At 60.9% G+C, this 12,273-nt stretch carries 11 protein-coding genes and 1 tRNA gene; 5 read left to right on the top strand and 7 right to left on the bottom strand.

Annotated elements, in window-relative coordinates:
* Nucleotides 1-536 precede the first annotated feature (536 nt).
* Complete coding sequence (locus RCF49_RS18855; RefSeq protein ID WP_342641328.1) at nt 537-1,472, top strand: PhnA-like protein; 936 nt, start codon at nt 537-539, stop codon at nt 1,470-1,472.
* 266 nt (nt 1,473-1,738) lie between these two features.
* On the opposite strand, the gene RCF49_RS18850 is transcribed toward RCF49_RS18855, so the two are convergent.
* The gene (locus RCF49_RS18850) at nt 1,739-2,182 is read right to left on the bottom strand and encodes a hypothetical protein (RefSeq protein WP_342641327.1); all 444 of its coding nucleotides are present in this window, start codon (nt 2,180-2,182) and stop codon (nt 1,739-1,741) included.
* Nucleotides 2,183-2,738: 556 nt separating this feature from the next.
* Nucleotides 2,739-2,812: transfer RNA gene (locus RCF49_RS18845), tRNA-Gln, on the bottom strand.
* 181 nt (nt 2,813-2,993) lie between these two features.
* On the opposite strand from RCF49_RS18845, the gene RCF49_RS18840 reads away from it, so the two are divergent.
* From RCF49_RS18840 to RCF49_RS18830, 3 genes are all read left to right on the top strand, one after another.
* The gene (locus RCF49_RS18840; RefSeq protein WP_342641326.1) at nt 2,994-3,800 is read left to right on the top strand and encodes a glycoside hydrolase family 19 protein; all 807 of its coding nucleotides are present in this window, start codon (nt 2,994-2,996) and stop codon (nt 3,798-3,800) included.
* A 512-nt stretch (nt 3,801-4,312) separates the two neighbouring features.
* Nucleotides 4,313-5,101: a hypothetical protein gene (locus RCF49_RS18835; RefSeq protein WP_342641325.1), complete on the top strand. Its 789-nt coding sequence runs from the start codon at nt 4,313-4,315 to the stop codon at nt 5,099-5,101.
* 334 nt (nt 5,102-5,435) lie between these two features.
* Nucleotides 5,436-5,756 carry a hypothetical protein gene (locus RCF49_RS18830; protein WP_342641324.1) on the top strand — a complete coding sequence of 107 codons (321 nt, stop codon included), beginning with the start codon at nt 5,436-5,438 and terminating at the stop codon, nt 5,754-5,756.
* A gap of 51 nt (nt 5,757-5,807) precedes the next feature.
* Here RCF49_RS18830 and RCF49_RS18825 read toward each other — a convergent pair whose 3' ends face one another.
* From RCF49_RS18825 to RCF49_RS18805, 5 genes are all read right to left on the bottom strand, one after another.
* Nucleotides 5,808-6,788, bottom strand: coding sequence for an ABC transporter ATP-binding protein (locus tag RCF49_RS18825; RefSeq protein WP_342641323.1), 981 nt, complete (start codon nt 6,786-6,788; stop codon nt 5,808-5,810).
* A complete protein-coding gene (locus RCF49_RS18820) occupies nt 6,785-7,729 on the bottom strand; it encodes an ABC transporter ATP-binding protein (protein ID WP_342641322.1) in 945 nt (314 codons plus the stop codon). Before RCF49_RS18820 ends, RCF49_RS18825 begins: the two co-directional genes overlap by 4 nt.
* A 36-nt stretch (nt 7,730-7,765) precedes the next feature.
* Nucleotides 7,766-8,614, bottom strand: a complete 849-nt coding sequence (locus RCF49_RS18815; protein ID WP_342641321.1) for an ABC transporter permease — start codon at nt 8,612-8,614, stop codon at nt 7,766-7,768.
* The gene (locus RCF49_RS18810; RefSeq protein ID WP_342641320.1) at nt 8,611-9,552 is read right to left on the bottom strand and encodes an ABC transporter permease; all 942 of its coding nucleotides are present in this window, start codon (nt 9,550-9,552) and stop codon (nt 8,611-8,613) included. The genes RCF49_RS18815 and RCF49_RS18810 overlap by 4 nt, the downstream gene beginning before the upstream one ends.
* Before the next feature lie 130 nt (nt 9,553-9,682).
* On the bottom strand, nt 9,683-11,194 hold the full coding sequence (locus tag RCF49_RS18805; RefSeq protein ID WP_342641319.1) for an ABC transporter substrate-binding protein: 1,512 nt from the start codon (nt 11,192-11,194) through the stop codon (nt 9,683-9,685).
* Between the two features lie 112 nt (nt 11,195-11,306).
* Between RCF49_RS18805 and RCF49_RS18800 the strand changes: the two genes are divergently transcribed.
* Entirely contained in the window at nt 11,307-12,233 is a 927-nt protein-coding gene (locus tag RCF49_RS18800; RefSeq protein WP_342641318.1) for a serine hydrolase, read from the top strand.
* Nucleotides 12,234-12,273: the final 40 nt, after the last annotated feature.

The following is a 12,273-nucleotide window of genomic DNA, read 5'->3' as shown; positions in this document are numbered from 1 at the left end:
GCAGATATCATTTAAAGGGCACCGCCAGATCTCGCCTATGCCAAACCTCAAGGCCAAGATCTCGTTCGGTTTCGCGCTTTGGAGCAGCTGTTCATCAGTCGCTCGCCAGGGTGACGGGGCGCAGCTATGCGCATCCTTGGGGGAGGTTTCTTGCCGATGACACGCGAGCGCAGCTCCCGTCGTGAAATCAACCCTCACTGCCTACCTTAGGCAGCACTAGGCTTGCATCCATGATCAGATCACAACCGCTAAGCTCAAGCACTTAATAGGAATCCGAATGCAGTTCCTGAACTGATCAGCAATGGCTTGCAGGGTATCCAGGGCGAGTTATCACGGACAGGTTCCGAGCGTTTCTTCTGACAGGCAGTATAATCCGACGCCATAGCGTTTCCATGGAACTCTTTATTAAGCAGAATCTCGAAAGAGCGCTTTAGCAGGGTCGGTAGTGCTCCAGCCTGTACCAGCAGCTTTTCACTTTGGGAACCTAAGTCTCAAGATCATGTTGCCCCGTGAAATATCTTTCGAGCAGGTGCGCCATGACTTACGCCGATCCCACAACGCCCAGGTCTCTTGGCGATCACGACGCCGCTCACATAAGCCCGGTCACACCGGGCGAGGATTTCAGATCCGTCCTCATCAACAGGGTTTCCTGGGGTGCCGTGTTAGCCGGCGTCGTCATCTCACTCGTCGTTCACCTGCTTCTCAACCTGCTCGGTCTCGGAGTGGGGGCATCAACGCTGGATCCGGGAACCGGAGATAATCCCGCAGTCAGCACCCTCTCGATCGGCGCAGGGATATGGTGGACGATCGCCGGCATCATTGCCGCCCTGGTTGGCGGCTATGCAGCGGGTCGCCTGTGCGGCCGTCCCAAAGAGTCTACCGCTGCTTGGCATGGTCTCACCACCTGGGCTTTGACCACCTTGATTATCTTCTATTTGCTCACGAGCACAATCGGCGGCGTGGTCGGAGGCGCGTTCAACACTCTCTCGTCAGCCGCAGGTGAACTCGGCAAGACGGCCGCTGAAGTCGCCCAAACTGCAGCACCCGCTTTGGCAAATAATGCCGACCCATTCGGATCGATCGAGCAAAGCATCCGCGGCGCATCAGGGGGAAATGACCCGGCGGCCCTGCGCGATGCCACAGTCTCGAGCGTCCGTGCAGCTTTGACAGGTGATCAGGCCCAGGCTCAGGACGCTCGGGAACGGGCTGCCCAGGCGATTGCACGTGCTCAGAACATTCCGATCGAGCAAGCTCGCACCCAGGTCCAGCAATACGAACAGCAGTACACCCAGGCTGTTGATCAGGCGAAGCAGAAGGCAACCGAGGCTGCAGACGTCGCCGCCAAGAGCGTCAGCCGCGGGGCTATCTTCAGTTTCATCGCGCTGGTCCTTGGCGGCATCGCGGCCTGGTTCGGTGGTCGGATGGGCACCATCGATCCAACCATTACCAAAGTAAGCGGGCGCATGCGTTAAGGGTGTGGGTGACTAACCCACCCGCACCACGCCGCCCCCGGGGAGCCTCATAGGCGTGATGGCTGCCGCAATCATCGGGCGGATATACTGGCGATTACGGACGCTCATAGGAGCGGCCCCGCCGACCTCGTTGTCTAAATTCCAAATCCGGATGCGCTCGGCGTCATATGCGTCGACGGCGGCCCCAACCGCCGGCTCCCGTCCCGCGTCGGGCTTCCGGCGCTCTGCCGCGCTCGGCTCCTGGCACATGCAGGCGTGTTCGTCGGTCATGAGTAATCTCCTCTCGCCCAGCGCAGCGATTGCTTGAGATGATCCACTTCCTTTTCCAGATCCGCTATGCGCCGGTCTTTGATCTCGTCGGTGTAAAGCTTGGCCAGAGTTTCCCGGACTTTTTCAGTTCTATAGCCCTCGGGTGAGATGTATTTGACGTTGGCCCATTTGTCGCCGCCGATCAGGGCTTTCACGCTGTCCTCAACCATGCGGGCCATCGTCATCTGCACGTTGTATTCCGTGTCTGACAAAAGCCAGTCCCGAAAGACATCCCAAACCCGTTCCTTGACGGTGTCTAGGACGGGTTTCGTGATCTCCTCTGCCAAGTGCTCGGCGTGTTCTTCCTGCCGATGAGCGAGGAAGCGCGCTGCCGCCTCGCGTGCGGCGAAATATTCGCCACCAAGTAATGGGTGCTGGGTTTGCGTGATCGGTGATATCATCACCATATCCACGAGGCGCCCCATCGCAATTATCGCAGGCGTGTTCGTCGGTCATGACCTCAATCCTTGCTCTGAATGCTGGGGTTATGCGGACGCGGATTACTCGGCATCCTTGCCGGTAGGCTCTGCGCCAGCCCTGCATGGCGGTTTCGCCTTCTCGCTTCCAAGCTTCTCCAAGGCACTCGCAGGCGCCCCGCCGTGTCAGCGAGGCCGTGTGGATGAGTCTGAAGGGGCCAGCGCTCCCGTTAGGCCAGCATGCGCCCCAGCCGTAATCCTCCATCATGACCACATCTCCGATATTGCGGGCCAAAGGACGCAGAGGAGGAGGAAGATCAGCGCCCAAGCGAGAAGGGCCACGCCAAGCCATACGAGCGGCGTGGAGCAGAGCCGGAGCCATAGGGATACGTGGGGAGGTTCGGCGGTCATGCGCCACCTCTGGCCGCTGGGGCATAAAGTGAACAAACTGTGCCCGTTTGTGTGCGGCCGCCACGTCGCGCGCTTCGCCATCGTCCGATGTGTCGGAGGCGAAAAATGGCTGAATTGTCAGGATTTTGAGTGGCTGGGGGACTAGGATTCGAACCTAGACTGGCGGAGTCAGAGTCCGCTGTCCTACCATTAGACGATCCCCCAAGGGTCCGGGCGTAGTATCAACGGCTTACATAATCGTCAACCCGAAATTTCGCCAGGACCTGCAGCGGGCGCATTTGCTTCAATTCCCCCACAACGCTCCACGCATCCTTAAGGCTTCCGCCAACTCTCCCGCCTCTTGCTGCTCAATTGACTTATTATCTCGGGATCGCGGGAGCCTCCCATGAGCATCAACAGAAACATATTTTTTGCCGATATCAGTGCACGACTTTTCGATGGACAGCTGACACGCCAGCAGATCACCGGCCTCGATGCGATTTTGAGCCATTGGGAGGCCTGGCCACAGAATGAAGACTTACGGCATCTGGCCTATATGCTGGCGACTGTGCATCATGAAACCGGCGGCAGGTTCGAGCAGGTGCGGGAAGGTTTCGCCAAAACCGACGCCGAGGCGCGGCGGCGGGTCAGGAAGCGGCCCTATGGCAAGCCAGCTCCCAATGGGCATGTCTATTACGGCCGCGGCTTCGTTCAGATCACGTGGCTTGAGAATTATAAGAGGGTCGGCGATCTCATCGGTGTCGATCTCGTGGACAATCCGGACCTCGCTCTCAATCTCTACGTGGCCACGCGCATTCTGTTTGAAGGCATGGAGCGCGGGCTGTTCACGGGCAGAAGGCTCGATGAATATTTCAACGACACCACGGATGATCCGGTCGGAGCGCGGGCCATCATCAATATCAACGACCAGGCGCAGTTGATTGCCGGCTATCATAAGGCGTTCCTTGCCGCTCTCAACGCGGCGCAGGCGACCAGCCCGCAGACATCTAGAATCAGCCAGTTGCCGATCAACATTCCCGCGGTCATGTCCGGCGGGATCACCGCGGCGAGTGGCGTCATCACCGCTCTTCTCGCCACGCTCGAAAGCCCCTGGGCGCTGGCTGGGCTGGCTATTCTGGTCTTCTCACTCGCTTATCAGATGAGCGGCCGCGGGCGCCCACGAACCGGGCAGCGGGCCAATGCAAAACGCTAGGCCGTGAAGCGACCCTTGTTCGACAGGAATATGGAGCGCGAGCGGCGGCGGGACGGGTTGTCCGCGCCGCCCTCGCCATGCCACCTTCGGGTCGGAAAGGAAGCACAGGTCCGTCTATCGCATCAGAACATGGTCGTTTTATAACACCGATGCCAAGTTCCGTCAGGGGCCGTTGACAGTCGCCACACAAGGTTCCTATTATGTTCACGGTGAACCGACTGTGAATGTAGGAGAGAACAAATGCGGGCCGGGCCGCGGAGAAGCGGAGGCAAATGGAGACGCCCGACGGGTATCCGTTTTAAGAACGGCGCGGATCTCGGGGAAGCCAAGTCCCCAGGCGGGACAGAGTTGCCCCTTGCCGAACGAGCTTGTCACATAGCGGCGTTATATTCCCGATAGCGGCACCCGGTGTGGCGACGCTTTTTTCGCACTCCCCGCTGCAGTTCCGACAGGTGTCATTGAAGGTGCTGAAGGTCTATTGGCAGCAGTGAGTTGATGATTGGGGAATCGCTGTGACCTGCCTGCCTCACCCTGGACGCGTCGATTGCAGCCTCTGCTATGGTCGCCAACCCATTACCTTCGACCAGACACGCCGTACTGATGGAGACTGGCGAATAACCGCCAATCCGCTCGCCTGGGGCAATCCGAATGCGGAGGTCATTCTGCTCGGCTTTTCGAAAGGGCCGTCACAGGCCGGTGCGCTCGCGGGGACGCCTCATGAGCTCATCGCATTCAAGGGCAGGCGCTTGGAGGTAGGCAAGATCCTTGCGCATGTGGGGCTCATTCCAAAGCAGGAGCCGGAGGGGCTCAAGCGCATGGTCGACAAATTGATCGGAGATAAAACCGGGCGTTTCCATTTCGGCTCGCTCATCCGATGCACCGTCGAGCGGCGCGACCGCCGAACTGGAGAATGGAAGGGCTCGGGCGGTGGCATGCTCGACAGGTTTGTCGCCACTCCCTTCGGCCAGGAGGTCGCGGGCCGCTGCGCGATGCGCTTTCTCGGCTTTCTGCCGGCCACCACAAAACTGGTGATCATGTTCGGACTCGGAACTCGCGGCAATTACGTGCGAGAGGTCCTCAAGCTGGTTCAGCGCGCGCGGCCGGGACAATGGCGGCAGGTCAACGAGGTGTCACACACGGATGGCAGAGTGACACTCGTCCATGTGGAGCATTTTGCGGCACAGGGCGCCCTGTTGCCAAACTGGCTGGGCGAGACGGGTCACCCGCGATCGCAATTGGGCATTCTCGCGCGCGAGGGCGTGCAGCATGCGCTGGGTTGTCAAACTCACGCCTATGCCTGACATTCTCGCCGGCTTTTTCGAAGGCGGGCTCGTTCAGTCCGGCAGATCATGAAGGGTCCAATTTCCTGTTCTGAGTACTGACTTTTGCCGCATTGTTCGTACACTCACGAGCCTTCGGCAGCGTCTCGCATCAGCGCTGTCACAGTCGAACCAGGTTTTCGTCGGTCCAGCCTCGGTCATCGGGGTTCGAGGGCGCTCAAGGCAGCGTATCTGGGCTTAGAGCATTTTCGAAGTGGACACCGGTTCACGTGAAGGAAATGCGGCCAGGCAACAACTTAGGGCGGTTTCACGATTCAAGAATCGCGGACGCTTTGAGGCGAAGGAGAGGTCGCTATTGGCTGAGGCGGAATTGAGCGCACTTGAGATGAGGGCCATTGCGGGACGATTGGCCACTCGGCTGCTGGGCCAAGGACTGAAGGAGCTTGCGGCTGCTCTCGGGCGCAATGACAGAGAGCAGGCCTTGTCGCTTCTGGCAGGGTTGAAGGAGCGGACCGAAGAGACATTCGCAAGTGTCGAAGGGCTGCCAGGCGCTGAACGTGCCGATGTGCAGGCGGTGCAATCTATCGCCTTTGAACTGGTCAGAGACATGATCGAGGATGCTGCGATGCATGTCGGGCGCGAAACGCCGCCTGAACAGGCGGCAGGACGAGTATAAGCTCCGGCATGGTATTTTCTTCACGCCAACCGCCAGCCTCCGCGTGAAATCTCACTGGGCCAGGAAGCAGCGGACATCGGTGTCGCCGACATGCAGAAGCGGTGGGTGGTGTTTTGCACATTTCTCAACGCGGATCGGGCAGCGGCCGACCAGGGCGCAGCCGAGCGGTGGGTTGTTGGGGTCGGGCAGTTCGCCGGCCAGGCTCACAGTTTCCGTCCGCTTGGCCGGATCAGGATCGGGGATGGCCGAGAGCAGCGCACGGGTATAGGGATGCTTGGGGTGGTGGAAAATCGTGTCCGCCTCTGCAATCTCGACGATCTCGCCGAGATACATGACCGCGATGCGGTGGCTGATGTGATGCACTACGTTGAGATCATGGGCGATGAACAGGAAGGCCAAGCCGAAATTTTTCTGTAAGTCTTCGAACAGGTTCAGGATCTGCGCCTGAATGGAGACGTCGAGGGCGGAGACGGGCTCGTCGGCAATGATGAGCTCGGGTTCGGCGGCGAGCGCGCGGGCGATGCTGATGCGCTGGCGTTGTCCGCCGCTGAAGGCATGCGGCAGCTTGTGCTTGGATTCAAGCGGCAGGCCAACGATCCCGAGAAGCTCGTCGACGCGCGCCTCTATGGCCTTCTGCCCCTGGCGGAGGCCGTGCACCTTGAGCACTTCGGCCAGGATCGAACCGACGGTCAGGCGCGGGTTGAGGGAGGAGTACGGGTCCTGGAAGATCATCTGAATGCGGCGTGACAGGGCCACGCGATCGTAATGAACGCCGCTGATCGGCTGACCATTCAGGAAGATCTCGCCGCTGGTCGGGCTGTGGAAGCCCGCAATGGCGCGACCAAGGGTGCTTTTGCCGCAGCCGCTCTCGCCGACCAGTCCCAGGGTCTCGCCGGGCGCCACGGTGAAGGACACGTCTCGAACCGCCTGCAGGCTGCGCCGGGGCGTGCGCAACACGATATCGGCCAGGCTCCGCTGTTTTGCGAAGCTCTTGGAGACGTGGCGGACGTCCAGCAGGGGCGTTTCGGTCATGGCAGGATCTCGTGCCGGCGGCAGGCGGTCTGGTGTCCAGGCGCCACCTCGACGAGGGGTGGCGTCGCGGCAATGCAGGCTTCCTCCGCATAGGCGCATCGCGGATGAAAGCGGCAGCCGGGCGGCGGGTTCGCCAGATCAGGCGGCATGCCACCGATGGCGCGCAATGGCTGACCACGGCTTTGGCGCGCGGGAAGTGCCGCGAGTAGTGCCTCGGTATAGGGGTGCTTGGGATGGGCGAACAGCTCGGTGGTGGTGGCGCGCTCGGCAATGCGCCCGGCATACATCACGGCAACCCGGTCGCAGGTTTGCGCAACCACGCCCAGGTCATGGGTGATCATGAGGATGCTCATGCCGAATTCGCGGCGCAGATCGAGCAGCAGCTTCAGAATCTGGTCCTGAATGGTGACATCGAGGGCGGTGGTGGGCTCGTCCGCGATCAGCAGACGGGGCCTGCCGGCGAGTGCCAGCGCGATCATCACCCGCTGGCGCATGCCGCCGGAGAATTCATGCGGCCAAGCATTGACCCGCTGCGCCGCCGAGGGCACACCCACGCGATCGAGCAGCCGGATCGTTTCCTGGCGGGTCTCGCGGCGGCCGAGGTTCTGGTGGCGCCGTACCGCCTCGTCGATCTGGTCGCCAATCCGCATGGTGGGGTTGAGCGAGGTCATCGGATCCTGGAAGACCATGGCGATGCCGGAGCCGCGTATGCGCGCAAGCTCGCGGTCGGGCAGCTTCACGAGATCGGTGCCATCGAAGAGGATCGCGCCACTCTCGATGCGGGCCGGTGCGCCGCCGAACAGACGGATGATCGAGCGGCAGGTCACGGATTTGCCACAGCCGGATTCACCGACGAGGCCGAAGACCTCGCCCTTGCCGATATCGAGCGAAACGCGGTCGATGGCGCGGACGGCATTCTCGCCCTTGCCGAAGACGGTCACAAGATCACGTATAGAGAGCAGAGTTTCCACGAACGCTTAGCCTTTGGGGCGGAGGGCCGTATCGAGCCCATCGCCGATCAGGGTGAAGGCAATGCCGGTGTAGATGATGGCCAGCCCGGGGAAGGTCGACATCCACCACGCATTGAAGATGAAGTTGCGGCCGTCGGCGATCATGATGCCCCATTCCGGCGTGGGCGGCTGAACGCCAAGCCCTAAGAAGCTCAGGGAAGTGATCGCCAGGATGGTGAGCACCACATCGGCCATGGCATAGACCAAGGCGGGGGTGATCGCGTTGGGCAGCACGTGACGCAGGATGATGCGCGCATGGCTGAAGCCCAGCATGCGGGCGGCCATCACATATTCCGTCTCGCGCACGACGAGGACCTCGCCGCGCACGATACGCGCGAAGGAAATCCAGACCACCAGGGTGAAGGCGAGATAGATATTGCCGGTCGACGGGCCTAGCGTGCCGACAATGGCGATGACCAGCACGTAAAACGGAAAGGCCCAGAGAATATCGATAATCCCTGAGATGATGCGATCGACCACACCGCCGAAATAGCCGGCAATTGCACCTGCTATCGAGCCTAGAAAGAAGGGCAGCGCCACACAGACAACGGCGATCTGCAGGTCGGTTTTGCCGGCGGCAAGCACGCGGGCGAGGATATCGCGACCGAGATTGTCGGTGCCGAACCAATGCTCGGGGCTGGGCGGCCTGAGGGCGCTGCCAAAGTTCACCTTCAGCGGATCATAGGGCACGAAGAGCGGCGCGCCCCAGACGGCAACGAGCAGGAGTGCCAGCATGATCAGGCCGGCGACCAGCTGTGTATTGAGCTTCCGACGCTTGCGCGTCGCGGGGGCTGCAGCGGTGGTGGTCATGGTCATTGCAGGCGGATCCGCGGGTCGATGGCGGCATAGGCCAAATCGGTGAGGATGCTGATGGCCATCACCAGCAACGCGAAGACGATGGTCAGCCCCTGGACGACGGGGTAGTCGCGCGCAAATACCGAGGTGACGAGCAGATTGCCCAGCCCAGGCAGAGCAAAGACTGCCTCGATCACCACTGTGCCGCCGATCACCCAGCTCGTATGCACGCTGAGCACCGAGACCGTGCTGATGAGCGAGTTGCGCATGATGTGCCGGCGCAGAACCTCGCCTTCGTTCAGGCCCTTGGAGCGGGCCGTATCGACAAATTCCGCAGAGCGTACGGCGATGAGGCTGCTGCGCAGGCTGCGGATGGTGAGGGCCGAGGTTCCCAGCGCGATCACGAGGGCGGGCAGGAACAGGTGCCATAGCCGGTCCAGAAAGCCGGTTCCGTAGCCCGCGACGGGAAACAGTGGCAGCTTGATGCCGAGCAGCAGGATGAGCAACACACCCAGCCAGAAGGCCGGCATCGACATCACCGCCACGAATACGGCCTGGATTGAGAAGTCAATGAGCGAGTTGCGCTTGATGGCCGAGATGGTGGCGAGCGGCAGGGTGATGATGATGGCGAGCACGGTGGCATAGGCGACCAGCGCAATGGTCGGCCATAAGCGTTCCGCCACCACAAGGGATACGGGCCGGCGTTGCACGACAGACTGGCCGAAGGAGCCGTTGAGCACATCGCCGAGAAAGGTGAGATATTGCTGCCAGAGCGGCGCATTGAGACCCAACTGCTGGCGCAAAGCCTCAACATCGGCCTCACTGCCGCGGGCGCCGATCATCAGCGATGCCGGATCGCCCGGTAGAATGCGCAAGAGAATGAAGGCGACGATGGTGATGCCGATCATCACCGGCAGGAGCTGGATCAAACGCCGCAAGAAAAACAGGAGCAAAGTCATAGAGTTCACCAGTTCCGGGCGCAGCTCGGAACGTAACAAAGCCAGTCCATCCCGGCACAGGCCGTTATGGACTGGGTGCTCGGAAGCGGGCCCTCTCGGTTGGAGCCGGCGAGGCTCCCAACCGATGCGGTTACTTCACCACGACGTCTTCAAGCCGCCAGTTCGACGTGGGCAGCACCTCGAAGCCTTCGACATTGTTGCGGAAGGCATAGGTCGCGCCCTTGTTATAGAGAAAGATGTATGGGGCGCCGTCATGGACCAGCTGCTCCATCTCCTTGAACATCTTCTCACGCTCGGGGCCGTCAGGCGTCACGCGTTCCTGTGCATAGAGCTCGTTCAGACGCTCGTTCTTCCACTCGGTGTGGTAGGCATTGGCACGCTCGGGATTGACGGCGGTAAAGCCGATCAGCTGGTCGGGGTCAATGGTGTCGCTTGTCGCATAGCTGAGCGACATCTGATATTTGCCGCTCTTGGTGGTGTCCCACTGGGTGCCGGATTCGATGAGCTGCAGCTCAGCCTTGACGCCCACCTCCTGCAGATTGGCCTGAATGGCGGCGGCCACCTGCTGTGCCGTGGCATCGCCAGAGGTCACCAGCATGTTGGTGGAGAAGCCATCGGCGAGGCCCGCCTCCTTCAAGAGCTCCTTCGCCTTGGCGGGATCATAGGCATAGGGCTTCAGCTCCTCGTTGTGATAGCGCATCACCGGCATCGACGAGGTGGCCGGGGTCGCGGTGCCGAACAGAATGCCCTGGATGATGCCTTCTTTATCCACCGCATAGTTAAGGGCCTGGCGCACGCGCGGATCATCGAAGGGCTTTTCGCGATTGTTCAGCTGCACGAAATCGATCCGGAATACCGGGGCCACCTTGGCGGTAATGTCGCCAGAGCTGCCGATCGACTGCATCTGGTTCACCGGCACGTTGAGCATGGCGTCGATCTGGCCGGCCTGCAATTGCAGCACACGGCTATTGTCCTCGCCGATGATCATGAGGTCAGCCTGCTTCACCGACGGCTTGCCGGCCTGCCAGTAGTTCGGATTGGCGGCAAGCTCGATCTTGTTGCCTCGCGCCCAGTTCTTGAGGGTGAACGGGCCCGAGCCGATGGGCGCATCGAAGAAGGCGGCGCCCTTCTCCTCCAATTGCTTGGCAGGCAAGATCGAGGCGCTGAACATGGCGAGGTTGTTGAGGAGCGGCGTGAAGGGCTTGTCGAGGCCCAGCTTCACGGTCTTCCCATCAACCGCCTCCATCTTGGTGATCGGCGCGAAAAAGCGCTTCCAATTGGACTGATCACCCTGCGCCCGCTTGAGTGAGGCGATCACGTCGTTCGCCGTCACCGGCGTTCCGTCCGAGAACTTGGCATCGCGCAATTTGAAGGTGAACTCGGTGCCCTCGGCATTGGAGGTCCAGCTCTCGGCAAGGCCGGGCTCAAGCTGGGTGCCATCCTTACTCGGGCGGATCAGCGTATCGTAGATCAGCAGCTGCACCCAGATCGAGCCGTTGTCGCTCGATGCAATCGGATCGAGGGTCTGCGCATCCTGATAAATGCCCAGTCGGAAGGTGGAGCTATCCTGTGCCATGGTGGCCAATGGGGCTGCGGCCGCCATAAGGATGCCGAGAATTGCGGCGCTTAGGCGCTTTCTCATTTTTGTCTCCTGACGAAATCGACGAATTTGGCGTATGGAGTAAACCGTTCCCCTTACTCAGACGCGCTGGGTCATTCACGTGCAACCGACACTGGGAGTCAATGGCTAAACCATGGCGTTCTTCGAAATGGACCCGACAACCACCGAGATCGGCGAACGGCTCGTCGCAACGACCTTGAGAGACAATGCAGAGCTCGGGCTTACAGCGGACACGCTCTGCGTCACGCTGCTTTTGCATCCCAGTCGGGGTGGCGCGCCCAAAGGCTTTGCGCATAACGGCGATAAACCGTTCTATCCGTGCTCGGTGATCAAGATCTTCTGGATGGCCGCCGCCTATCATTGCCTAGAGACGGGCGCGATCAAGCCGCATGCGGAGCTCGATAGGGCACTTCATGACATGATCAAATGGTCGAGCAACACGGCGACCAATTACATCATCGATCTCGTGACGGGCACGACCGGCGATACGCTGCTTGAGGGGCAAGCGCTGGATGATTGGATCGACAAGCGCAGCTGGGCCAATCGCTGGATCCGCAGCTTCGGTTGGCCGGAAATGACGCCGATCAATGTGGCGCAGAAGAACATGGATGATGATCGCTACGGCCGGGAGAGGCAGCTCGTGGATGCGCTCGGGCATAATGCGCTGACCACCAATGCGACGGCGCGGCTGATGCACGCGATCTTCGATGATGCCCATTTCTGCGATGACAGCCGCAAGGCAATGCGGAGCCTCCTGTCACGGCCCTTCGACCGGGCTTGGGTCGAGGCGCATCCTTCAGCGCAGATCAACGGCTATTTCGGCCAGGATCTCCCACAGGATGCCAAGCTCTGGTCGAAGGCCGGCTGGACCGGCTGGACCGGGGACGAGCGCGCAAGCTATCGGCGGCATGATGCGGCGCGTATCGAGGTGCCGGGGTTGGCGCCATTCACGCTGGTGATCTTCACCCAAGGCAAGCCGTTGAGCGAGAGCCTGATAACGCTGCCACGGGCAGCAACGAGCCTCATCGCCATCCTGCGCGAGACAGGCGTGAAGGCTTGAGACGCTCGACAGGCCTGGCGCGCCTTCTGTTCACCTTCAG

Origin of the sequence: Rhodoligotrophos sp. CJ14, from assembly GCF_038811545.1 — a bacterium.
Taxonomy (GTDB): Bacteria; Pseudomonadota; Alphaproteobacteria; order Rhizobiales; family Im1; genus Rhodoligotrophos; species Rhodoligotrophos ferricapiens.
Note: the sequence above shows the minus strand (reverse complement) of the source record. Positions and strands in the feature narration are given on the sequence as shown.